Source organism: Pseudoalteromonas sp. UBA2102 (assembly GCF_002331165.1).
In the GTDB taxonomy this organism is placed as follows: Bacteria; Pseudomonadota; Gammaproteobacteria; order Enterobacterales; family Alteromonadaceae; genus Pseudoalteromonas; species Pseudoalteromonas atlantica.
In genome coordinates this window covers 24,392-48,590 of sequence record NZ_DCYU01000111.1, presented here as the reverse complement: position 1 = coordinate 48,590, position 24,199 = coordinate 24,392, and the positions used below count along the sequence as shown (strand labels likewise).

General features: G+C 41.9%; 28 protein-coding genes. 2 read left to right on the top strand and 26 right to left on the bottom strand.

Going from position 1 to position 24,199, the window contains the following annotated elements; genetic code table 11:
• Position 1 precedes the first annotated feature (1 nt).
• The 5 genes from ccmE to ccmA are packed head-to-tail and all read right to left on the bottom strand — an operon-like array spanning position 2 to position 2,730.
• On the bottom strand, positions 2-481 hold the full coding sequence (gene ccmE, locus B2R65_RS15225; RefSeq protein WP_286744100.1) for a cytochrome c maturation protein CcmE: 480 nt from the start codon (positions 479-481) through the stop codon (positions 2-4).
• On the bottom strand, positions 478-681 hold the full coding sequence (gene ccmD, locus B2R65_RS15220) for a heme exporter protein CcmD (protein WP_004588323.1): 204 nt from the start codon (positions 679-681) through the stop codon (positions 478-480). Before ccmD ends, ccmE begins: the two co-directional genes overlap by 4 nt.
• 3 nt (positions 682-684) lie before the next feature.
• Entirely contained in the window at positions 685-1,422 is a 738-nt protein-coding gene (locus B2R65_RS15215; protein WP_004588322.1) for a heme ABC transporter permease, read from the bottom strand.
• A 1-nt stretch (position 1,423) separates the two neighbouring features.
• On the bottom strand, positions 1,424-2,110 hold the full coding sequence (ccmB, locus tag B2R65_RS15210; RefSeq protein WP_004588321.1) for a heme exporter protein CcmB: 687 nt from the start codon (positions 2,108-2,110) through the stop codon (positions 1,424-1,426).
• On the bottom strand, positions 2,110-2,730 hold the full coding sequence (ccmA, locus tag B2R65_RS15205; RefSeq protein WP_086004334.1) for a cytochrome c biogenesis heme-transporting ATPase CcmA: 621 nt from the start codon (positions 2,728-2,730) through the stop codon (positions 2,110-2,112). The genes ccmB and ccmA overlap by 1 nt, the downstream gene beginning before the upstream one ends.
• Before the next feature lie 113 nt (positions 2,731-2,843).
• Between ccmA and fliK the strand changes: the two genes are divergently transcribed.
• Both fliK and B2R65_RS15195 read left to right on the top strand, forming a co-directional pair.
• Positions 2,844-5,156 carry a flagellar hook-length control protein FliK gene (fliK, locus tag B2R65_RS15200; protein WP_286744092.1) on the top strand — a complete coding sequence of 771 codons (2,313 nt, stop codon included), beginning with the start codon at positions 2,844-2,846 and terminating at the stop codon, positions 5,154-5,156.
• Between the two features lies 1 nt (position 5,157).
• Positions 5,158-5,478, top strand: a complete 321-nt coding sequence (locus tag B2R65_RS15195) for an EscU/YscU/HrcU family type III secretion system export apparatus switch protein (protein WP_004588318.1) — start codon at positions 5,158-5,160, stop codon at positions 5,476-5,478.
• A 79-nt stretch (positions 5,479-5,557) separates the two neighbouring features.
• Here the strand turns inward: B2R65_RS15195 and B2R65_RS15190 are convergent, their stop codons facing one another.
• The 21 genes from B2R65_RS15190 to B2R65_RS15090 all read right to left on the bottom strand — a co-directional run.
• Positions 5,558-5,959, bottom strand: coding sequence for a DUF2802 domain-containing protein (locus B2R65_RS15190; RefSeq protein ID WP_055015940.1), 402 nt, complete (start codon positions 5,957-5,959; stop codon positions 5,558-5,560).
• Between the two features lie 17 nt (positions 5,960-5,976).
• Complete coding sequence (locus B2R65_RS15185; protein WP_004588316.1) at positions 5,977-6,474, bottom strand: chemotaxis protein CheW; 498 nt, start codon at positions 6,472-6,474, stop codon at positions 5,977-5,979.
• A gap of 24 nt (positions 6,475-6,498) precedes the next feature.
• Positions 6,499-7,281 carry a chemotaxis protein CheW gene (locus tag B2R65_RS15180; protein ID WP_055015939.1) on the bottom strand — a complete coding sequence of 261 codons (783 nt, stop codon included), beginning with the start codon at positions 7,279-7,281 and terminating at the stop codon, positions 6,499-6,501.
• Positions 7,282-7,284: 3 nt separating this feature from the next.
• A complete protein-coding gene (locus tag B2R65_RS15175; RefSeq protein WP_004588314.1) occupies positions 7,285-8,055 on the bottom strand; it encodes a ParA family protein in 771 nt (256 codons plus the stop codon).
• Between the two features lie 12 nt (positions 8,056-8,067).
• A complete protein-coding gene (locus tag B2R65_RS15170; RefSeq protein WP_055015938.1) occupies positions 8,068-9,033 on the bottom strand; it encodes a flagellar motor protein MotB in 966 nt (321 codons plus the stop codon).
• Between the two features lie 5 nt (positions 9,034-9,038).
• On the bottom strand, positions 9,039-9,803 hold the full coding sequence (locus tag B2R65_RS15165) for a flagellar motor protein (protein ID WP_055015937.1): 765 nt from the start codon (positions 9,801-9,803) through the stop codon (positions 9,039-9,041).
• Positions 9,796-10,941 (bottom strand): protein-glutamate methylesterase/protein-glutamine glutaminase, encoded by a 1,146-nt coding sequence (locus B2R65_RS15160; protein WP_055015936.1) that lies wholly within the window; start codon positions 10,939-10,941, stop codon positions 9,796-9,798. The genes B2R65_RS15165 and B2R65_RS15160 overlap by 8 nt, the downstream gene beginning before the upstream one ends.
• Positions 10,942-10,992: 51 nt before the next feature.
• Complete coding sequence (locus B2R65_RS15155) at positions 10,993-13,221, bottom strand: chemotaxis protein CheA (RefSeq protein WP_055015935.1); 2,229 nt, start codon at positions 13,219-13,221, stop codon at positions 10,993-10,995.
• Between the two features lie 15 nt (positions 13,222-13,236).
• Entirely contained in the window at positions 13,237-14,004 is a 768-nt protein-coding gene (locus B2R65_RS15150; protein ID WP_055015934.1) for a protein phosphatase CheZ, read from the bottom strand.
• A 15-nt stretch (positions 14,005-14,019) separates the two neighbouring features.
• Positions 14,020-14,403, bottom strand: coding sequence for a chemotaxis response regulator CheY (gene cheY, locus B2R65_RS15145; protein ID WP_004588308.1), 384 nt, complete (start codon positions 14,401-14,403; stop codon positions 14,020-14,022).
• Between the two features lie 41 nt (positions 14,404-14,444).
• Complete coding sequence (locus tag B2R65_RS15140) at positions 14,445-15,155, bottom strand: RNA polymerase sigma factor FliA (protein WP_024032309.1); 711 nt, start codon at positions 15,153-15,155, stop codon at positions 14,445-14,447.
• 26 nt (positions 15,156-15,181) lie between these two features.
• Positions 15,182-16,042: a MinD/ParA family ATP-binding protein gene (locus B2R65_RS15135; protein WP_054983003.1), complete on the bottom strand. Its 861-nt coding sequence runs from the start codon at positions 16,040-16,042 to the stop codon at positions 15,182-15,184.
• Positions 16,035-17,510, bottom strand: a complete 1,476-nt coding sequence (flhF, locus tag B2R65_RS15130; RefSeq protein WP_055015933.1) for a flagellar biosynthesis GTPase FlhF — start codon at positions 17,508-17,510, stop codon at positions 16,035-16,037. The genes B2R65_RS15135 and flhF overlap by 8 nt, the downstream gene beginning before the upstream one ends.
• Positions 17,511-17,532: 22 nt before the next feature.
• The gene (gene flhA / locus B2R65_RS15125) at positions 17,533-19,644 is read right to left on the bottom strand and encodes a flagellar biosynthesis protein FlhA (RefSeq protein ID WP_024032312.1); all 2,112 of its coding nucleotides are present in this window, start codon (positions 19,642-19,644) and stop codon (positions 17,533-17,535) included.
• 205 nt (positions 19,645-19,849) lie between these two features.
• On the bottom strand, positions 19,850-20,983 hold the full coding sequence (flhB, locus tag B2R65_RS15120; protein ID WP_029773808.1) for a flagellar biosynthesis protein FlhB: 1,134 nt from the start codon (positions 20,981-20,983) through the stop codon (positions 19,850-19,852).
• Positions 20,984-20,991: 8 nt separating this feature from the next.
• Positions 20,992-21,771 carry a flagellar biosynthetic protein FliR gene (fliR, locus tag B2R65_RS15115; RefSeq protein WP_029773807.1) on the bottom strand — a complete coding sequence of 260 codons (780 nt, stop codon included), beginning with the start codon at positions 21,769-21,771 and terminating at the stop codon, positions 20,992-20,994.
• Between the two features lie 2 nt (positions 21,772-21,773).
• Positions 21,774-22,043 carry a flagellar biosynthesis protein FliQ gene (fliQ, locus tag B2R65_RS15110; RefSeq protein WP_004588301.1) on the bottom strand — a complete coding sequence of 90 codons (270 nt, stop codon included), beginning with the start codon at positions 22,041-22,043 and terminating at the stop codon, positions 21,774-21,776.
• 42 nt (positions 22,044-22,085) lie between these two features.
• Complete coding sequence (gene fliP, locus B2R65_RS15105; RefSeq protein ID WP_029773806.1) at positions 22,086-22,829, bottom strand: flagellar type III secretion system pore protein FliP; 744 nt, start codon at positions 22,827-22,829, stop codon at positions 22,086-22,088.
• Between the two features lie 4 nt (positions 22,830-22,833).
• Complete coding sequence (gene fliO, locus B2R65_RS15100; protein WP_004588299.1) at positions 22,834-23,217, bottom strand: flagellar biosynthetic protein FliO; 384 nt, start codon at positions 23,215-23,217, stop codon at positions 22,834-22,836.
• Positions 23,214-23,612, bottom strand: coding sequence for a flagellar motor switch protein FliN (gene fliN / locus B2R65_RS15095; RefSeq protein ID WP_004588298.1), 399 nt, complete (start codon positions 23,610-23,612; stop codon positions 23,214-23,216). Before fliN ends, fliO begins: the two co-directional genes overlap by 4 nt.
• Before the next feature lie 20 nt (positions 23,613-23,632).
• Positions 23,633-24,199 (bottom strand): FliM/FliN family flagellar motor switch protein (locus B2R65_RS15090; protein WP_286744068.1); only part of this gene is annotated, 567 nt, incomplete at its 5' end.

Below are 24,199 nucleotides of genomic sequence, written 5' to 3'. Positions count from 1 at the left end.
ATTAGCTACCGCTATCTAGGTTGTATTTTGGTTTTTCGTGTTTAATTCCTTTTACGGCTTCTGCTACTTCTGCTGGCATGTATTCTTCATCATGCTTAGCCAGTACTTCAAAAGCTTCAATCACGTTTGGTTCTACAAGCACACCTTGCGCTACAATACCTTGGCCTTCGCGAAATAAGTCAGGCAAAATGCCTTGGTATTTAATTGTTACCAATGGCCCAGTATCAATCAGTTTAAAGCTGACTTCTAAACTTTGTTCATTTCGAACGACAGAACCCGGCACAACCATACCGCCAATACGCAACTTTTGCCCTATTTGCGGTTTTTCTTTATCTGGGCCTTTGCCGTCTATTAGCTCGCTTGGTGTATAAAATAAGTTTATGTTTTCTTGTAGTGCATAAAGCACTAGGCCTACAGAGGCACCAATACCAAACAGTACTGCAATAATTACCAATAGGCGTTTTTTACGTCTTGGGTTCATGAGATTTGTTCCTGCTTCGCTTTTTTAATTCGCGCTTCACGCGCAACTTGCTGCTCTACTGAGGCCATAATACGTTTTGTATCACGTAAAGAGCTAAATAAAATGCCCAACAAAATTAAGGCGCATGTACCAAATGAAAGCCACACGTAAAACCCGTAGCCTCCCATTGCAATAAAATCAGAAAAAGAGTCAAACTGCATAATTTACCCCTTACTTAACAAGGCTCGAACCCAAGGTCGATGCTTTTCACGTTGTAATATTTCATTTTTAAGGCGAATTAACGTTACAGTGCCCACAAACGCTGCAAACGCTAAAATATTTACCATAAGCGGCCAAAACATACTTGGGTCAATGGCTTTTGTATCAAGCTTTGTGATTGTTGCGCCTTGGTGCAGGGTGTTCCACCACTCTACGGAGTAGTGAATAACAGGTAAATTAATTACCCCTACAATGGCTAAAATAGACGCTGCGCGCCCTGCTGATTTTTTATCTTCAAAGGCATGATAAAGCGACAGCACGCCTAAGTATAAAAACAATAAAATAAGTTCAGAGGTTAAACGTGCATCCCATACCCACCAAGCACCCCACATAGGTTTACCCCATGCAGCGCCGGTAATTAAGGCAATAGCTGTAACACATGCTCCCACCGGGGCAATAGCAATTACAGCAAGCTCAGCGTTACGTAATTGCCACACTAAAGCGACAATAGCTGCTATAGCCATAGAAGAGTATGCGCCCATAGACAAAATAGCCGATGGAACATGAATGAAAATAATACGGTAGCTGTCTTTTTGTTGATAATCAGCCGGTGCAAAACCTAAGCCCCAAATCCAACCAACAAGCATACTTATAACCGTAACAACGGCAAAATAAGGCAGTAACGTATTACATAATTGATATGCGCGCTCTGCTTTTGCGTAGGGATGTAACCACTTCCACATATTAACTTACACTCACTTTTAATGCTGACGATATGGCGATGGGTGCGCACATAATAGCAACTACTAACATGGCCCCAAGAATGGCAAGCTGCCCGCTATAATCCAGCGACATAGTACTGGTATCAATGGCTGACGTTGCAAAAATTAAAACAGGAATATACAAAGGCAACACTAATAGGCTCATTAAAATGCCGCCTTTTTGTAATCCCACTGTAAGGCCAGCCCCAATTGCACCAATAAAGCTTAATAATGGCGTGCCTAATAATAATGTTAATACGGTCGCTAACAGCGCAGAGCTCTCTAAATTAAGCAATAAAGCAAATAACGGTGTCATTAATACTAATGGTAAACCGGTAACAACCCAATGCGCCGCGACTTTAGCCAACACGGTGAGTGATAGCGGGTACGATGAAGCAATTAACTGCTCTAACGAGCCATCGTTATAGTCGTCTCTGAATAATTTATCGAGTCCAAGCATGGTAGAGAGCAAAGCTGCTACCCAAATAATACCTGGCGCCATTCTGTTTAATAGACCGGGCTCTGGGCCAATTGCTAACGGAAATAAAGAAATAACAATGAGAAAAAACAAGATAGGATTAATAATTTCAGCGCGCTGGCGAAACGCAAGCTTTACATCTTTACTAAATACCGCACTAAACAGCAGCCAATATGAATGTTGACGAGTCATCAGTAACGATACTCCAAGGTCACCGTTTGTAGATTTTCAAACTGTGTTGTTAAATCTTGATGGGTTGTTAGTAAAATAGCGCCACCACTTTTTAAATGCTCAGAAAAACGTTGTTGTAAAAATGCAACGCCATTTTTATCAAGTGCAGTAAAGGGTTCATCAAGCACCCATAGTTTTGCATCGCTTAACCATAATCGCACTAAAGCGACACGACGCTGCTGCCCTGCAGAGAGCATTCTTACCGGCACATCTTCAAGGCCCACTAAGCCAAGCTTAGCTAAAATTGGATATAAGTCGGGCTCATTTGTATAGCCGTTAATGTGTAACCAATGGCGTACGTTTTCCAGTGCGCTGAGCTGCACATTGACACCGGTTTTATGGCCTATAAATAGCAGGTCTGTGGCGTACTCTTCATAATGCTTGGTAATAGCTTGCTGGTTATAAAAAATAGCGCCTTCATCAGGCACACTAAAGCCTGCGACAATACGCAATAATGATGTTTTGCCAGCCCCGTTAGGACCCGCTAATTGCATGATTTGACCGCTATTTAGGCTAAAATTAAGATCCGCAAACAAACAACGTTCTTGCTTGATGCAGGTGACGGACTTAATGTGTAACAAGATGACGTTTCTCTATGCCAAAAATTAGGCGTTAGTCTACCATAATGATAGGGTAATACGAATATTGCTTTAAAATCGATTCACGAAAATTAGCGAAAACTTGATTTAAAATAATGAATAATCCAACGCAAATCACATTATCTAATTCATTGGTTAATAACCAAAGCGCCCCGAGCACTTCGCACGAATTAGTACAATTACCCGAGCAGGTACTTGCGGCTAAAAATATTCAGTTTTCAAAAGGCTCAATTACACTCGATGTTTTAATTGATAAACACTGGCAAACACTACGCTTAGGCATAACGCATGCCCCTCAAAATACAGACAAAATAGCAAGTGCTAACATACAGCTCAGCGCTGATGGAAAGCAGCTAAATATTACTCCTAACAATACCAATATTACACTTAACAACGCATCACAACTGCAGCGTTTTTTAAATTATGTTAGTACCGGTAGTGAAATACAAAGTAAACCCTTGCCAGTCAATGTACAGCTTTCGCCGTCACCGCAGCTTATGATACCTAGCCTTAATGCCAGTATCGCAATTAACAAAGAAACCGCACAGCTGTTAAATACCGAGCAGCCATTACAGGTACTTATTAATACAACCAATAAAGGCGCACAAATAAATGTTATTAACCGCTTTGCTGACACCGTTCATACTCAAACTCTCAGCCAACATAAAATTTCGCAGCTATTAACTAACTTACTGCCCAGCGCGCAACTACAAGCAACGCCTAAATTAGCTATTATTTCGCACCCTCAGCATAGCGGCTCGTTCACAACCCCGATAACCAAGAAACAGCTTAGTGAATTGCCTAGCAAGCCCGTGGCAGTAAATATTACCAATCAAGCAGATAAGCTGCTCATTAAAACTAACTTACCTAAAATGCAGGTCGCACTTAATAACTCATTTAGTAAACCCTTTACCGACTTGGTTTTATCACAGCAGCAAAATGCAGCCAGTACCCCCGCTGATAAAACAAGCCCGCAGTTAAGTGCACAAAGCCCTATAAAGTCATGGCTACAAAGTAGCTTTAGCGATTTAAAAACGCGAATTAACGATGCCGTTAAATACTTTGAAAACAAACCCTTTGCGAGTAAAACGTCACCTTTGCAGGCTCAACAAGCTAAGCTTGATGTAAATAAAACGCCGACACCAATAAACACGCTAACAAACCCTACTTTAAGCAAGCTAAATATAACCGCAGAAGTTGCTAATCATTCTTTTACCCCTAACAGCCCTTTAGCTAAACACTTTGCGCAGCTTCCTCCTTTAGTGCAAATAACCCAGCAATTAAAGGCGAGTGTGACGTTATGGCAATCAGCAAACAATAAAGCTCAGCCTCAAGCAGTGAGCGCCCAACCAACAAATGTACGTACGCAAGGCAACTCTTCTGCGCCGCTGAGTTTAAAAACACTACATGCCACAACTTCACAGGTAAATACTCCCAATCAACCCAGTTTGTCTCACTCACTTTTTAACACAGCTGTAAGTCAGCAGTTACAACCAACAGAAGCTAAACTTTTAACCTCGCTTTTAAATTTGCCAACAGAGAGTGAGCGCCCAAATAGTGCTTCCAACCCTAAAACATTGTTGAGTAGCCAAATTACTGACATAGCAAGTAAAGCTACACAAAATACACCTGATCTTACGCGTTTAGTGAATCAAGCTTTTAATAGAATGGTCTCCAGTACTAATGTGCACCCAGCCACCATACAACGAGAGCTTTTAAGTACCTTACAACCGCTTACTACGCCAAACGACACACTACAAAGTAGCTTTACAAAAGGGCTTGAGCAACTTGCGGTTACTATTTTAGCGGCGCCAATAATAAGCCAATCAAGTACTTCGCTAACGTTTAATAACCACACAGGCGTGGATGCCCTACTTAATGTGCTTTTACCTACTTTTAAAGTAGGTAATGGCGCGGATAAACTATTAGAGCAACTTCAACAAACACAAATACAAGAGCTTGCCCCAGAGCTGCTACAAGTTAAAAATACCCTTAGCCAAGTACAAGTAACTACGCCAAACCAACAAAGCGACACAAACCCGCTAGCACAGTTTTTATTTCCGATGAAACTTCCGCCTGAAGCGGGACAAACAGAGATAACCTTAGGGCAATATAAAAAAGCCAGTGTAGATAAAACCGAAAAAAACGTGTGGTTTGTTAGATTAAATTTTGATTATGCACAGCAAGGGCAATTACAAATAGTGGCTGAGCTTATGGACAAAGCGCTCGATTGCCAGCTGCTTGCCTCTAGCCAAGAAGTAAGTGCAATTGCACACCCTCACTTAGATAGCCTCAGGGCTAAATTAGCTCAGCATGGCTTGCAAGTAGGCGAGCTAAACTTAAAACGCGGAGATGCTAGTCATCAAGCGTTTTATCAATCGCATGCCATTATAAATATTAAGGTTTAACATGACTGACACCTCTAATTTAGCAGCAAATAATAAATCCGCGATTGGCCTGTTGTATGAAGCAGGAAGCACCCCCGCGGTAAGTGTAAAAGGGTTTGGCGAGTTGGCCGATGAAATAATCGCAGCAGCGAAACAAAAAGGCATTATGATCCACCAAGATGAAGCACTTGCTAAAACACTCTCACACTTAGAATTGGGAGAGGAAATACCTAAAGAGCTTTATTATGTTATTGCTGAATTGATTGCTTTTTCGTACGTGCTTCGTGGGCAGTTCCCACCTGGCTGGCAAGACTTTCAAGGTAAGCTAAATGTAAAGGCATAACTAGGTGGATAAATTATATCTCCCCATTTATTAAGTATTACTGCGCATTGGTATTGTGTAGTTAAAAGCAAAAAAGACGCTAGGCGTCTTTTTGTTTATGTAACGAAAATAATAGTTCAGCCTCAGCCCTAGGAAGCTCGCACTCGCGTATCACCTCATCTAAATCTGCGCCAAGCTCAACCATTTTAACAGCACGAGAATATATTTTTGCGTCTGGGTCATCATATTTTTGGGCAGCTTGTTGTTGCATCAACTCTTGATTTTGTTGCTCAACTTCAAGTACGCGCTTACCAATACTTAAAAGCCCTGTTCTGAGCTCAGACACTTCACTGCGTAATATATGTGTTTGCTCTGAGGTATCTTTTAATTGCTGTGATACCGCATTAAGCTCCGCCGACTGTTTATTTTTTAATGCAACAATTAGCGACAGGGATATTAAACCTATCCCTAGCGCTGCTATTGCGATACTGAGTAACAACATAATTTTAGTGGTAAAGCTTAAATATCGCTTAACTCATCCCATTCGTCATCGCTAAGTAATTTATTTAAATCGACTAAAATAAGTAATTCGTTATCGCGGTTACATACACCTTGGATAAACTTAGCGCTTTCTTCGGTACCAACATTTGGGGCGCTGTCTATTTCAGAGCTGCGTAAATACACAACTTCAGAAACACTATCAGCTAAAATACCAATTACTTGCTCTTCTGCTTCAATAATTAAAATGCGAGAGTTATCAGTTGCATCTGCAGCAGGCAAACCAAAGCGTGCACGAGTATCAATAACAGTGACTACGTTACCACGTAAATTTATAATGCCAATAACGTATGAAGGTGCTCCAGGTACTGGGGCAATTTCGGTATAACGTAAAATTTCTTGCACCTGCATTACGTTGACGCCATACGTTTCTTCTTCAAGCTTAAACGTTACCCACTGTAAAATTTCATCGTTGTTATCTGCGTTTTTATTCGCTGATAATAGTCTATCTTCGCTCATGCTGTTACCCCGTAATGGTCGTTACTACTGACGGCTATCTAAGCCTTTTTCTAATAGTGCATTTAAATTATCTACATCTATTAAAGCACACATTTTTTCTTTAATAACACCGGCAAGCCAAGGGCGTTTGCCACTGTTTTTTCGCCATTTTACATCTTCTTTACTCAATGTAATGTTATTTATTAACTTTTCAGCCAATAAACCCCAGTTGCTATCGCCTAGGGTTATTAAATACTGATAATTAAGAGAGGCCTCTAACTTTTCATCGTACTTTTCAGGCATTACCCAACGTGCAGTATCAACTACGTTTAGCTTTTCATCTCTATTAAGCATAACGCCTTTAAACCACTTTGGCTTACCAAATAAATGATTTACTTCACCTAATTGATGAATTCCTCCAAGCGCTTTCAAAGGAACAGCCAATGTTAAACCAGCCACTTCAAAAAACAGAGCCTGAAATTCACCTTCAAAGTAATCTTCTTGGCTATGTAATAAAGGAGCAGGTTCTGTACTTAACTGGGTTTGCACCTCAGGTGTCTCTAATGGCTCAGGCTCAATAGGTGCAGGTGGCGAAATAGTGGCGTCAGCCTCGCTATTACTCTCTTTTACTTGCTCAGAATAAAGCTGCTCGGTTACTTTTAATTGCGCTTTGGGCTTTAAAAGTACTTCGTCGTTTTGTAAGGCACTAGGTACTTGCTCAAGTAGCTTTGCTACAGGCTCAAGGTTTTCCTCAGGTTCGTCTTCGCATAATAGCGCCCCTAAGTATTGAGTCATTACTTTTTCATTAGCAAATAATTGCTTACTCATTCATTAACCTTGTCCAATTAAATAATCTAATAACGCTTTATAAGCGTAAACCCCACGTGAACGTGGGCAAAACTCTATGGGCACCTTTTGTGCAAGGCTTGCATCTCTAAACTTTGTATCAACGGGGATCACCCCTGGCCATACTTTATCTTTATATGTATTTTGCAACGTTTTGTAGGCTTCAAGCGACGCTTTAGTGCGCTTATCATACATAGTAGGGATTATAGTATATTGGTACTGTTTCGCTTGAGAGCTTTGCATTAATTCCATAGTGCGCATCATTCTATCAAGCCCTTTGAGCGCCAAAAACTCAGTTTGCACAGGCACTAAAATACGTTCGCTGGCGGCTAATGCGTTCACCATTAAAACACCTAAAACGGGCGGGCAATCAAGCAGCGCATAATCGTAATGTTCACTAATTTTTGCAAGTGTTTTTTTTAAAATTAAGCCCATTCCCGTTTTATTGCCCATGCTTCTATCGAGGGTTGCTATAGCCATCGTCGCGGGCAATATATCCAGGTTTTCCATGGTAGAGGGGCACAATGCTTGAAGTATTTCTTCACTTTGCATTGAGGTGCCGCGAGCAAAAATATCGTACACACTGACTTCTAAATCTTCAGAATCAATACCAAAATAGTACGTTAGTGAGGCGTGAGGGTCGGTATCAATGAGTAATACGCGTTTACCTTGCAAGGCCAAAATACCAGCAAGACTGACAGCCGTTGTGGTTTTACCTACACCGCCCTTTTGATTTGCTACTGTCCAAATCTTCACATTAAGTCCTAATTACTGTTCATTGCGCGTGGTGATTCTGATGCCACCATGAGGTAAACGAATTATTTTAATAGAGTTATCATCAGAGGGAAGTTCCACCTCTGGCTCAGGCGCAGCTTGTTGCACTTGCTCATCAGGCTCAGCTTCATTTTCGGTGGTTTGTTGTACTAAGCCATACTTAGAAAGCGCAATAACAACTTTACGATTCTCTGCTCGACCCGCTGCGGTGTCGTTATCGGCAAAAGGTGAGTATTGCCCATACCCCTCGATTGCCATTCTAGCTGGGTTAATTCCTAACGCTTCTAATTCAACTAAAATAGAGGTCGCCCGTGCAACTGACAACTCCCAGTTAGAGCGAAACATTTCATTGCGAATACTTTCGTTATCTGTGTAACCTCTTACCCTTATGTAGTTATCTACTGGGGCAATAATATCTTTTACAATTTTTACGACTTGTTTTGCTCGCGCGTGGGCCACAGAGCTACCACTTGAGAAGAGCATTCCTGAACTTAGCTCAATAATAAGCCAATCTTGGTTGAGCTCTAAACTTGCTTCTCCATCACGAATTTCATCAATAAGTGCTGAATGTAATTTAGTTAACAGACTATCGAGTGGTTTACCTAAATGTTTTTGTTTTATATTGCTGGTATCACTATGTCCATCTAGCAGCTCTGGGCCAGACTCCTGTTTTTGAATGCTCTCACCGTACAATAACTCTTGCTCTGGGGTAACACGGTCAGTAAGTAGCCCTTCACCAGTAACGCCCTCACCTTGTTGCGATTGCTGCCTTGCTGATTTGTCAAAAACCTGTTCTAGGGAGTCTGAGAGGATTTGAAAACTTTCTTCTTTATTTATGGCAATGGCATACATAACCACAAAAAAGGCAAACATAATGGTCATATAATCAGCATAAGAGACTAACCAACGTTCTGTATGTTGATTTTTTTCAGCTGATTGACGTAAGCGCCGGCGTAACATAAAAGTTACTCTACCACGACATTGGGGCGCTCTGTGCGATAAGCTTCAAGCTTTAATTCTATGTTTATAGGACTTTCGCCAAGGCTTATAGCAATCACCCCTTCGGCCATCATTTCATGGTAAAGCATTTTTTGATCTACTCGCTGCTTAAGCTTATTGGCCATAGGTAAAAATAATAAGTTAGCTAAACCCACCCCATATATTGTTGCAATAAATGCGGTGGCGACCCCTGCACCTAGCTTTTGAGGGTCGGTAATAAATGACATTGCTTGAATAAGGCCAAGTACAGCCCCTAAAATACCTATAGTTGGGCTATATCCGCCCATGGCTTCGTACACTTTACTTGCTTCAAGTAAGCGGTCTCGTTCAAGCATTAAATCTATTTCTAATGTGTCGCGTAACTTTTGCTCCGAACACCCATCTACTAGTAAACTAAGCCCTTTTGCTGCATAAGGATCTGGGTGACTAAGTGCCTCTTTTTCAAGCGCTAAGTACCCTTCCTGACGAGCTTTATGCGACCACGTTTTAATTTGCTCTATGGCTTGCTCAATATTGTACTGGGGTGAAAAAAACACCCAATGGCTCATGCTTAGCGTTTTTTTAAAGGTGCTTATGGCCGTTTGCAACATAACAGCCCCTAAGGTGCCGCCAAGTACAATAATAAGTGCAGGGCCATTAAATAACGCCGTGACAACGCCCCCCTCTAAAGAGTAACCAATCGCTATAGCGCTCAGCGCAATGATTAACCCTAAAACAGAGAGCTTATCCACAACCAGTCTCTCTTTTTATTCTTGCTGCTACGTCGTTTAACGCTAAATGCTCAGAGGCAAGCCCAGCGTTGGCAATAGCTTGAGGCATACCGTATACAACACAGCTTTTTTCATCTTGCGCCCAAATTGTTGCGCCAGATTGCTTAAGCATTCGCGCGCCATCACGTCCATCAGCGCCCATGCCGGTTAAAACAATAGCAAGTACATCTCCTTGGTAGCTTTTGGCAACACTTGCAAAAGTCACATCAACGCTTGGTTTGTAGCTTATACGTTCACTATTATCTTCAAATACACGCAACGTTTTGTTACCACTTCGCCCCTCTACCATCATTTGCTGTCCACCTGGGGCTAAGTAGGCTGTGCCGGCTTCTAGTCTGTCACCTTGTTGCGCTTCTTTAACGCGTATTTTGCAAAGGCTATTTAAACGTGCCGCAAACGCAGGCGTAAATGCCGCCGGCATGTGCTGAATTAACAAAATAGGGTGTGCAAAGTTAGCAGGTAATTGGGTTAATATAGTTTGTAAAGCAACTGGCCCGCCAGTTGAAGTGCCAATAGCCACTATTTGATAGTGTTTACCGCTGGCACGCGTGGGCATACTGGATGTAGTTGTTGTCTGCACTGGGGCAGCACGTTGAAAGCTTCTATCAGGTTGTTTAAGCGATGAGCTTGTTGTGGCAAGTTTGCTTGCAGATGGAGCAGTAGTCTTACTTGATGTTAATGGCCTAACAGGGCGCGGTGCACGCCTGCGACCAATTTCCTTCACTTTAGCTTGCAATAACTTAATTGCATCTTCGTTATTTCGTGCAATGTCTTCAAACTTTTTCGGTAAAAAGTCCATAGCTCCGGCATCAAGTGCATCTAAAGTTGCGGTTGCACCGTCGCGAGTTAATGAAGAAAACATAAGTATTGGCGTTGGGTTACTCGCCATAATTTCTTTTACTGCGCTAATACCATCAAGCACAGGCATTTCTACATCCATGGTGATCATATCTGGACGTAACTGCGCTGTTTTTTCTACGGCTTCTCTACCGTTAACAGCAAAACCTATTACTTCAATACCGCTGTCTTGTTCAAGAATTTCGCTTACTCGACGGCGAAAAAAACTGGAATCGTCAACAACTAAAACTTTTACGGCCATTGCGCTCTCTTATTAAATTTATGTGTAGGCATACACAGGTATGCCTACATTTTATCCTGCGTAATGCTTAAGCATATTAGGTACATCCAGAATCAGCGCAATACCACCGTCAGATGTAATTGTTGCACCAGCCATTCCTGGCGTACCTTGTAATAACGCATCAAGAGGCTTAATAACAACTTCTTCTTGGCCAATTAATGAATCAACCACAAAGCCAACTTGCTGAGTACCTATTTGTACAATTACCACATGACCTTGCGCTTTTCGCTGAGAACAATCAGCACCTTTAACTAGCCAATGCTCTAAGTAAAATAGCGGTATCGCTTTTTTACGAACAATAATTGTAAGCTGACCATCTACCACATTGGTTTTGGTTAAATCTAAGTGGAATATTTCACTCACACCAGCAAGTGGTAACGCAAACGTTTGCTCACCAACAATAACCATCAGCGTAGGTAAAATAGCCAGTGTTAATGGTACTTTTATCTCTAAAATAGTCCCTACGCCCAACTCTGACTGTATACTCACAGAGCCATTAAGCTGCGTAATTTTAGTTTTTACTACATCCATGCCTACGCCACGGCCAGAAATATCAGATATCTCTTCTTTGGTCGAAAAGCCTGGTGCAAATATTAAGTTATACGCTTCTGTATCTGATAAGCGACTTGCCTGATCATGGTCAATAACGCCTTTACTGATCGCTATTTTTTTCAGTTTTTCCGCATCCATACCTGCACCATCATCTTTAATGGTTAACAAAATATGGTCGCCTTCTTGCGAAGCCGATAATGTAACGTTACCAGTTCTAGGCTTACCCGCAGCTTCACGCGCTGCTGGCATTTCAATACCGTGGTCAACTGAGTTTCGTACTAAATGCACCAACGGATCGGCCAGTGCCTCAACTAAGTTTTTATCTAAATCGGTTTCTTCACCTACAAGCTGTAAATCAATTTCTTTATTTAAGCTACGGGCTAAGTCACGTACTACGCGAGGGAATCGGCCAAACACTTTTTTGATAGGCTGCATTCGCGTTTGCATTACTGCACCTTGAATATCAGCAGTGACCACATCAAGATTTGATATCGCCTTACCCATCGCTTCACTGTCTGTATTGGTCGCTAAACTGACCAACCTATTTCGTACTAATACCAACTCGCCAACCATATTCATTATTTGATCTAAACGCTTTGTATCAACACGTACTGTGGTTTCAGCAGGTGGAGGCGTAGCTTTTTTAGGTGCAGCGCTACTCGCTGGTTTTTCAGCCACTTTAGGTGTAGGCGCAGCGGCTTTAGCCGCCGGAGCTTGTTTTGCTGCAGGTGCTGGCGTAGGCTTTTCTGGCGTAGGTTTTGCTGGCGTTTGTGCTACAGGTGCAGCCTTAGGTGGCTGCGGTGCAGGTGTGTCAGCTTCTTTTGATTCTGGTGCGGCGCCTTTACCGTGCAGTTCATCAAGCAGTGCTTCAAATTCATCATCGCTGATTTCATCATCACCGCTATCATTTGCAACAGCCGCCGGTGGTGCTGTGTGTTTTACTTCTGGCTCACTGCTTGAGGTATCTCCTGCAACAGGACCAAAACTACCTACACCGTGTAATTCATCTAATAAACTGTCAAATTCATCATCGGTAATATCTGAACTTGAATCTGGCTCTGCACTTGCACTTGGTTGCGACACCGGGCTTTGGCCTTTGCCGTGTAACTCATCGAGTAAGCTTTCAAATTCATCTTCTGTAATTTCATCAATTTGCGTGCTATCTGCTGAAGGGCTTGAACCTGCCGCATCAAATAGTTCATCAAATGCAAATGGGTCTTCATCATCTGTTGCGCTAACGGGAGCTGCGGGTTCTTGTTCAACAACGTCGGGGGCTGTTTCAGTAAGCTCGTCATCCGTAGGCGGTTGACCAAGTTTGTGAAGGGTTTCTAATAATTGAGGGTCTGCTGGGTCTGGCTGTTCGCGGTTTTGAATAGTGGCAAACATTTCATTAATGGTATCTAGTGCTTGTAAAATCACATCCATTAATTCTGAATTAACAGTTCTAACCCCTTGGCGTAAAAGATCAAATACGTTTTCAGCACCATGACAGGCATCAACAAGCTCAGTCATAGCTAAAAAGCCTGCCCCCCCTTTTACGGTATGAAAGCCCCTAAAAATAGCATTTAGTAACTCAGTATCTTCTGGGTTATTTTCTAGCTCAACTAACTGTTCAGATAAAAGCTCTAGGATTTCTCCAGCCTCTACAAGAAAGTCTTGTAAAATATCTTCATCGACTTCAAAGCTCATGCAGTTACTCTCCTCTTAGAAGCCCAAACTTGATAATAGGTCATCGACCTCGTCTTGGTCAGATACAACATCATTTCGCGACTCTTTATCAATAATAGGGCCTTCAGGACCTGCTAATGTTTGTGCGGCAACCAGTTCTTCTGTTTCTTGTTGTTCTTTACTTTCAACAATGCTGTCATCTTGTGCAGCAAATGCTGTTAAAAGGTGGATTAAACTTTCTTCTACTTCTCTGACTAATTCAATTACACGGCGGATAACCTGGCCTGTTAAATCTTGAAAATCCTGCGCCATTAGTACATTGGTCATTAAAGTTTGCAACTCATCAGTTTTATGATGAGAGCTGTTCATAAACTTGTCGATGCTGTGGCATAAGGTTTTAAACTCGCCCAGCTCTATTTCGCGGTTCATAAGCCTATCCCAAGTAGGCTTAATATGTGCAATTTCATCTGCTAGCTGCTGCGCAATAGGAAGGCTTGCTTCGACCGCATCCATTGTCTTATTAGCTGCATTTTCTGTCATTTCCATGACATAGTTTAAGCGCTTTTTCGCATCCGGTATTGCATCAGTGGTTAAATCGGTTAAACGCGTATCAAGTTCAAAGCTTTTAAGGGCTTCGTGTAATTGGCGTGTTAACTTACCTACTTCAGCAAAAAGCTGCGATTGCTCTTGAGAGGCAGTATCTAAAATTAATTGATCTGCTTTATCTTGCTCACCATTTTCTAAAAAAACGACGAGCTGACGAGCTTGTTCTAAAGTAATTTGAGGCGCAGCTGGTGCTGACATAAGCCTCTCCTCTCATTAACCTAAGCGTTCAAACACTTTTTCTAATTTAGTTTTCAAAGTACCAGCAGTAAATGGCTTAACAATATAGCCATTAACACCTGCTTGCGCTGCCGCTATTATTTGTTCTTTTTTAGCTTCTGCCGTCACCATTAAAACCGGAATATGTTTTAATTTTTCGTCAGCTCTAATGGCTCTTAGCAAGTCAATACCCTGCATGCCTGGCATGTTCCAATCGGTTACAACAAAGTCAAAAACCTGATTTTGCAACATAGGTAATGCTGTAGAACCATCGTCAGCTTCTTGAACATTCGTGAACCCTAGGTCACGCAACAGATTTTTTATAATACGTCTCATTGTAGAGAAATCATCAACAACAAGAATTTTCATGTTTTTATCCAAAACATCCTCCGGTGAGGTCTTAACCTATAATTTACTTACTACTAGTTTATCCAGTCATTGATTTTTGCTTTGAGCTTAATCATCGCCTGACCATGTATCTGACTTACACGCGATTCACTTACATCGAGTATATGCCCAATTTCTTTTAAATTCATTTCATCGTTGTAATACAAAGAAAGCACCATTGCATCTCGCTCTGGTAAAGACTTTATTGCCTCTAACAATGAATTATTAAACCGTTCATTTTTAACATTATTAAATGGTTTGTCTAGCGCTAAATCTTGACCTGCAGGGCTAATAACATCTTCATCTACCCCTAGGTCTTCTATACCAAGCACTTTACTGGAATTAACATCATTTAAAATATGATGGTATTCTTCTAGCGAAATATCAAGTTTTTCAGCTACTTCAGTATCTTTTGGTTCTCTATTTAAGCTATTTTCTAATTCTGTGATAGTTTCGGCTACTAATCGGCTTTTACGGTGCACCGAACGTGGTGCCCAATCCCCTCTGCGCATTTCATCAAGCATAGCGCCGCGGATACGAATACCAGCAAACGTTTCAAAGCTTGCCCCTTTACTGGCGTCAAAGTTTTTTGAGGCCTCGATAAGGCCAATCATTCCCGATTGAATTAAGTCATCAAGCTGAACGCTAGGAGGAAGGCGAGCTATTAAATGGCACGCCACTTTTTTGACAAGCGACGCGTGCTTTTCAACAATCACATTTAAATTTTGTGTTGATTGATATCCCATAGCTCTTTTCACCGATGTTGTCATAATCAGCCGTTTACTAGCTTCTCAATGAAAAACTCTAAATGTCCTGAAGGTTGATTAGGTATAGGCCATTTTACTGCTTTTGTCGCTAATGTTTTAAACGCGACTGCTGCTGGTGAATTAGGGAAAAGATCGACAATTACTTTTTGTTTACGCGTAGATTTACGCATATTTTCATCATATGGAATAGTCGCAACAAGCTCCATAGACACATCTAAAAAGCGGTCTGTTACTTTAGAGAGCTTTGCAAAAAGCTCTTGGCCCTCGCGCATACTGCGCACCATGTTTGCAACAATTTTAAATTTATAAACGCCATGCTCGCGGCTAAGTACTTTAATAAGCGCGTAGGCATCAGTAATAGAGGTCGGCTCATCACACACCACCACCATGACATCTTGCGCTGCACGAGAAAAACTCAGCACCATGTCAGAAATACCAGCGGCGGTATCTACAATTAAAATATCAAATTCGGTATTAAGCTCACTAAAGGCACGAATTAACCCAGCATGCTCAGATGGGGTTAGCTCCACCATACTTTGCGAACCTGATGTAGCAGGCACGATTTTAATACCGCCTGGGCCTTCAACTAAAATCTCGTCAAGTTCGCACTCGCCTGAAAGGACATGAGATAAGTTTTTTTCAACACGTAGTCCTAGCATTACATCACAATTAGCTAGGCCTAAATCGGCATCTAATACTAATACACGATTACCCTGCTGCCCTAAAGCAATAGCAGTATTTAAAGAGACGTTGGTTTTACCCACCCCTCCTTTACCGCCAGTGACAGCGATAACTTTTACGCCGTTGTTGTTGTTTTGACTCATTTTGCGCAGGCCGCTTGCTTGATCTAATACTGTGTTAATCATACATCCCTACTGTGCTTGGCGCCACTGCTTGGTGCCTTGAATGTTGTGCTTTTGCTCTTTTTAAATACAATTGCTCAGCTTTTTTTACTAGTTTTTCAGCATTTGCAACGCGAATATCTTCTGGTACACGCTGACCATTAGTAAGATACCCTATTGGAAGACGATTTTGAATCGCTATACTAATAATCTCACCTAAACTTAATGATTCATCTAACTTAGTGAAAATACAACCGCTTAGCTGAACCTTTTTAAAATGTCTTACGGTTTCTTGCAGTACATTTATTTGTGCTGTGGCACTTAATACTAAATAACTACGTATATCTACTCGCTGGTTGCGCATTAACGTATTTAATTGCTCTGTAAGGCGTAAATCACGTTGGCTCATACCCGCTGTATCAATTAATACTAGACGCTTATTGCGTAAATGATATAAAACTTCGGCTAATTCATTGGCATCTTTTACTTGTTTAACACCACAACCAATAATACGACCATACGTTGCAAGCTGCTCATACGCACCAATTCTGTATGTATCAGTGGTGATTAGGGCAACTTTGTCGGCGCCATACTTTTGTGCGCCTAATGCGGCAAGTTTAGCAACTGTGGTTGTTTTACCTACACCAGTAGGCCCAACAAGGGCATACACACCCCCTTGGCGAAGAATTTCGTTATTGGTGGTTTGCATTTGATCTTCAACCATTTGCAATAATGCTTTCCAACCTTGCTGACGCGATACGTCATCTGGGATAAAACACGCCATTTGCTCTGCAACGTCTTTATCTATTCCCATGCCAACTAAACGGTCAATCATGCATGCACGTGTAGGGTCGCGACGTGCCATATCTTGCTGCATTAAACCCGATACTTGGTGTTCTAATAACTGGCGAATTGCGTTCATTTCATCACGCATCGCGCTCATTTGGGCGCTTTCGTTGTTATTAGCTTGACTACGCGGTGCAACCGGCGCATCTAAATCGTCAAAGTCTTGATCTAAGTCATCAAAGCCTAGGCTGTCTGCTTGGGTTTGCATGCGTTTTGGCGCTTCATTTTCGCGAGCAAACATATTTGTCGTACGTGGCTGTGCTGGCTCTTGGTAATGCTCAGACGTATCAATACCTGATTGCGAAAACATAGAGGCTAGCTCAGGAGAGCGAGGGCGTGGCGACTGACGCTCTAATAAAGCTTGTAAGCTATCAGCTACTTTTGCTTGTGGCTCAGGTTGCGCACGCTTAGGCTCTGGCTTTACAAAGTTATGAGTAGGCTGTTGCACGGCTCTTTGCGGAGCAGGCGCTGCCTGTGGTTGTGCTGCGGCTTTAGGGGCTGCTTTGTCGTAATCTACTGCGGCAACAATTTCTACACCATTAGCGAGTTTTTTGTTCGACATAATAACGGCATCAACACCTAGCTCATCTTTAACTTCTTTCAGTGCGGTGCGCATATCTTTGGCAAAAAAACGTTTAATCTTCATGGTTCAACCCCTGTTAAAATCTTTATTGTTGGCCTACTGAGCTGACAATCTTAATCTGTCTTTCATCTGGTACCTCTTGATAAGACATCACCCTTAAACCCGGTATGGTGTACTTAACAAAACGAGATAACACAGTGCGTAACATTCCTGACGTTAGCAATATTGAAGGTTCTCCGGCCATTTCTTGATTCTGATGCGCTTCGTTTAATGATGTTTGAAGTCGCTCAGCAAGGCTTGGTTCTATTCCGGCACCTTCGTCGCCTGCATTTTGTAATGACTGATGCAACATCTGTTCCAACTCAGGCGCCAAGGTTATGACAGGGATTTCTGATGACATTCCCACAGCGTCTTGAACTATTAAACGGCGCAGCGAAATACGCACTGCAGCTGTTAAAACATCGGCATCTTGGCTACGTGGGCCGTACTCTACAAGGGTTTGAACAATAGAGCGCATATCACGAATAGCCACACCTTCGTTTAATAAATTTTGCAGTACTTTTACAACGGTTGTCAGTGGTAGTACTTCTGGCACTAACCCTTCTACTAAACGTGGATGGCTTTTTGCTAACATATCAAGCAGGTTTTGAACCTCCTCATGCCCTAGCAATAATGCGGCACTGTTAGTTAATAACTGGCTAATGTGGGTGGCGACCACAGTGGCTGAGTCAACCACGGTGTAACCTAGTGACTGTGCTTCGTCTTTTTGATCAGGCTTTATCCACACCGCATCTAAGCCAAATGCAGGGTCTTTGGTTTCAACCCCTTTAATAGGGCCAAATACTTGCCCTGGGTTGATGGCCAGTTCATCGCCATGTTTGAGCTCGCCTTCACCACTTGAAACACCCATCATGGTAATACGGTACGCATTAGGGTCTAACTCTAAGTTATCGCGAATATGTACAGGCGGTACTAAAAAGCCAAGCTCCTGAGATAACTTTTTACGCACCCCTTTAATTCGGTTGAGCAGCTCACCACCTTGAGATTGGTCAACAAGCGGAATAAGCCTGTAGCCAACTTCTAAGCCAATAACGTCAATTTGTTGTACATCGTCCCATCCAAGCTCTTTTTGCTCTTGCTTGTTTGCAACGCCAGTACCGGCAACGGCACCACTTTCAGCCTCTTGGGCTGCTAGAGCAGCGGCTTTTAATTTTTGCTGCTGAGTAAAATAAGCTAAGTAGCCAAGTAGTGCGCCTAAACTTAAAAAAGCAATATGAGGCATACCCGGAACCAACCCCATAATGATTAAAATACCTGAGGCGATAAATAATGATTTTTCGTTACCTAATTGGGCTTTAAATTGCTCACCCATGTTATGTGATTCGTTTTGGCGAGTAACAACAATAGCAGTACCAATAGAGAGTAATAATGAAGGAAGCTGCGCCACAAGGCCGTCACCAATGGTAAGTAAAGTATATACTTCCATTGCGCGGCTAAAGCTCAAGTCGTGTTGGATCATGCCCACAAATAAGCCGCCAACAATATTAATAATTAATATCACGATACCGGCAATGGCATCGCCTTTTACAAACTTACTCGCCCCATCCATAGAGCCGTAAAAGTCAGCTTCGCGGGTTACTTCACTGCGGCGCTCACGTGCTTGCTCTGCACTAATAAAGCCAGCGTTTAAGTCGGCATCTATCGCCATTTGTTTACCCGGCATAGCGTCTAGCGTGAAACGAGCCGATACTTCAGAAATACGCCCTGCACCTTTGGTTATTACTACAAAGTTTATAATGATCAAAATTAAAAACACCACTAAACCTACCGCGTAGTTTCCGCCAATAACCACTGAGCCAAACGCTTCAATTACCTTACCAGCCGCATCGCCCCCGTTGTGACCCTCAAGGAGCACCACGCGTGTGCTGGCAACATTTAGGGCTAAACGCATAATTGTAGCGATTAACAGTACCGCCGGAAACATGCCAAATTCGAGAGGTTTCATGGTGTAAACAGTCACCAGTAAAACAACCAAGGCAAGAGCAATATTAAATGAAAATAATATATCAAGAAGAAATGGTGGCAGCGGTAAAATAACCATACCCAGCGCTGCAAGTACTAATAGCGGTGTGCCAACACCTTTGGCATACTCTTTTTTATCTTTGTTAAGTTGTTGTAATACCGCTTTAAAATCCATAACTCTACAATTCAATAAATTGACACTAGCCTGAAATAGCAATAACTATTCCAAGTATAGAGTCAGCAATAGATTCATTGAGTATTGATGCAAAATTTAAAGCAAGTGAGAGACAAGAGCGTATGGGCTTTATGGTTTGAATTTTCAGCCCCGTGTTGATATTTAGGCAAGGCGCCCCTGTAAAGTGTGGTTAGCTCAGCTTACCCTAATCGTATTTAAAATCATCCGGAATAGGCAGTTTAGACTTAAGAGGGATGGGGCGCTTTCCGCGACCTTTTTTAAAGCGTTTAAGCTGAAATACATAGGCTAAAACTTGCGCTACAGCGGTAAATAGCTGATCTGGGATCTGTTGGCCTATTTCGGCAGTATGATAAAGCGCCCGCGTAAGCATAGGAGATTCTACAATCGGTACTTCGTTACCTTTGGCTATTTTACGAATTTGCATAGCCATTTCATCTATCCCTTTGGCAAGTACAATCGGTGCACCTGCTCGCTCAGTATCGTATTTTAGCGCCACAGAATAGTGAGTAGGATTGGTTACAATTACGTCGGCATCGGGGACATCTTGCATCATCCTTCGCTGCGACATTTGCCTTTGTGTTTGCCTAATGCGCGCTTTAATTTGCGGATCACCCTCTGAGTTTTTGTACTCGTCTTTGATCTCCTGCATGGTCATTTTAAGTTGTTTGTTGTGGTTATAACTTTGATAAGGCGCATCTATTGCGGCAATAATCACCAAAGTGCACGACAACCCTAAAAACATCCACGAGAGCATTTCAAGGGCATGAATTATATTACTAGGTGCGCTTTCAATACTTAAATGCAAAATTTCATCAAAAAAAGTTTGAATCAAAAACACCGCAAAAATAGCCACCAGCGCAAACTTTAATATAGACTTTACAAGCTCTATCGCTGCTTGTGGGCCAAACATGCGTTTAAAACCCTTTATTGGCGACATTTTACTGGGCTTAGGTGCTGCAGCTTCCCAACTAAAATTAAAGCCGCCGAGTAAGGTATTTCCTATAAATGCTGCAATAACAATAATTAAAACAAACATCGCCACTGGAAACAGCAGCGCACTGGCCACCTCACTCCACACCGCAAACATTTTAGTGGTGTCGTAGGTTTCACTGCGATTTAAAGACAGCATCCTACCCATAATATTGTATAAGCCTTTGCCTATTTCGGGCCCATATAACAGCAACGAAATTGCAGAAAAAATAAGTACAAACATAGTCCCTAGCTCTTTTGAGCGTGCTATTTGACCTTTCTTTTTAGCATCTTCGAGCTTTTTGGAGGTGGGTTCTTCTGTTTTTTCTTGTCCTGAATCTTCAGCCATTGCCCCTCCTACACCGTACAGCCAACAAGGCTACACATTAGCTCAATCATTTTTAACCACTGAAATTCAAATTGGGTTACAAAATTACCTAAGGTAGCCCAAATAATAATTAAACCGGCAACTAATGTAAACGGAAAACCTATTGAGAAAATGTTTAATTGCGGTGCTGCGCGGGTCATAATACCAAATGAAATATTAATAATGAGCATGGCCGTAAGGGGGGCTAAAGCCAATACCAGTGCAGTGGTAAACATCCAGCTGCCCCACGTTACTATGTCCCAGTAATGATCAACAGCCCACCACTGGCCGTTTATAGGCAACACCGAAAAACTATGCACCACCATTTGAATCATCATTAAATGGCCATTAAAAACAAAAAATAACAAGGTCGCTAAAATTAAGTAAAACTGGCCAACTGCAGGCACACTCGCACCATTTGAAGGGTCTATAACAGAGGCAAAGCCCAAACCGGTTTGCATTGCCAGTATTTGCCCAGCAAGCACAAAGGTATTTAGCATTAGCGTAGAGGCAAACCCTATCGCAACACCTATCAACATTTGCTGAATAACCACCAGCACCATTTCAAAAGAAAATAAATTAGTAAATGTTGCAGGAGGCAGCGCTGGCACCACTAAAAACGTTACCACTACCGCCAATCCCATTTTAATGCGGGTAGGTACGTTTTGTGCGCCTAAGCCCGCCATAATCATGATCATAGAGCTTATGCGAACTAAAGGCAGTAAAAAATCACTTAACCATTGAATAACAAAAGAAAAAGGAAATTCCACAATTAGCCTGCAATTTCAGGAATGAGTAACACTAGGCGGGTAAAAAAGTCCATTAGCTCTTGAGTAAGCCAATGCCCACCTACAATAAGTGCTCCAATGGTAATTAATAAGCGCGGTAAAAAACTTAGGGTTTGTTCATTAATTGAGGTTGCCGCTTGGAACACCGCCACCACTAAACCAACAAGTAAACCAGGTACCACAATAGCTGATACCAGCTTAATAACTAAAAACAGTGCATCGCTAAGAATATCAACAAAAATTTCTGGTTCCATGTTGTACTCCTAATGTTTAAAAGTGCGAATGTAAAACATGGTTTATGTACCTAGTCCAAAGCTTTTAGCTAACGTGCCCATTACTAGGCTCCAGCCATCGACCAGTACAAATAACATTATTTTAAAAGGCAAGGACACTATCATGGGCGAGAGCATCATCATACCCATGGCCATTAATACCGAGGCAACCACTAAATCCACAATTAAAAACGGTATAAAAAACATAAAACCAATAATAAACGCGGTTTGTAGTTCACTGGTCACAAATGCAGGTATTAACACAATAAGCGGTGTGGCCTCTGGCGAATCAAGCTGCTCATAACCTGCTATTTTGGCAAACGTTTCTAAGTCTTTTAATCGTACCTGCGAGAGCATAAAGGCCTTCATGGGCTCCTTTGCAAGCTCTAATGCTTGTACCGAAGTAACTTGTTCATTTAAATAAGGTTCTATCGCACGCTCGTTAACTTGCTGATAAATAGGCGCCATAATAAAAATACTTAAAAAAAGCGACATCCCTAATAAAACTTGGTTTGAAGGTGTTGATTGTAAACCAATGGCTTGGCGCAAAATAGCCAGTACAACAATAATACGGGTAAACGAAGTCATCATAATTATGGCGGCAGGAATAAAGCTCAGCGCCGTCATAATTGCCAGTACTTGCAAGGTTACAGAGTAATCTTGCGTCCCGTCGGCATTGGTTGTAATGGTTAGAGCGTCTATGCCCTCTGCACTGCTTGCAACAGGTACAAATAACACAGCTAAAATAATCAGCAGCCACTTTATCATAGGGTTAATTCTTTTTATTTTGATTCGTTTGCGGGTTTAGTAGTTTGCTAAATCGCTTAGCAAGTTCTGGCAGTTCTTTTTCACTTAACGGCGTGTCTAATTTATGTAAGTAGTTAATACTGTGCGGGGTGACCCCTAATAAATGCTGTGCATTATCTATTTCAACCACCATTAAGCGCTCTCGTGAGCCAAGCGGTAAGCTTCGTACCACTTTAAATTCTTCGCTATTAGCTAAATTTGGGTTAAGTTTTTTAACAAAAAATGCCAGCACTACAATCAGTACTAGCACCGCAACCAACGACAACACCATAGACAAAATGTCGGCCGTAGGTGTTAACGTTTCTGCCTTTGTAAATACTGAGTTTGTTAAAGCAGCAAGGGAGCTCATCGTAATTTTTTGATCCGCTCTACCTGGCTAATAACATCCGTTAAACGAATACCAAATTTATCATTCACTACAACCACTTCGCCATGGGCAATGAGCGTACCATTTACTAATACATCCAGTGGCTCACCGGCTACACGGTCTAGTTCAACAACAGAGCCTTGGTTTAGCTGCAGTAAGTTACGAATATTTATTTTAGAGCGCCCTACTTCCATAGAAATGGTCACAGGAATATCTAAAATTGTATCGAGTTTACGCTTTTCGTCACCGCTAAGTTCATGTTTAGCATCACTTAGTTCATCAAGCTCTGCTACATGCGCTTCGGCGCTCTCATCACCGCCTTCGGCTTCAGCTAGGGCTGCTGCCCATTCGTCCATTGTATCTTGATCATCGCTCATACTTTTAACCTTTTAATCAATTACCAGTCTAAGTCTACACCGTCAGAAAGGTGTAAATCATCTTCTAGTTCTGCTAATTCTGCATCTGAATCAATTTTCTTGCCGCCTTTGGTAAATACATGCAGCTCAGATTTAACTGAATCAGGGCGTTTAATTTTTTCACTAATTTGTAGCGCAACGTTATCGCGAGAACGACCCATTTTAGCTCTAAATGTAGGTAACTCCTCAACAAATACCGTAATATGCTCTGGCATTTCTACCGGTATAATATCGCCCACTTTAAGTTCCATTATTTGTTTAAGAGACAAATCCACCTCAAGAAGTTGAGTCGACATATCCACCTCAACGTCCATAATTTCATCGCGTAAAGCTTTGCTCCAGCGCAAATCGGTGTCTTCTGTATCCGATTGTACACCCGCATCTAATAGCTCTCTAATGGGTTCAAGCATTGAATACGGCAAAGCGATGTGAAAATCGCCGCCACCACCATCTAATTCAATATGAAAAGAGCTAATAACCACAACCTCAGTAGGGCTCACAATGTTAGCCATTGCTGGGTTTACTTCTGAATCGAGGTATTCAAACGA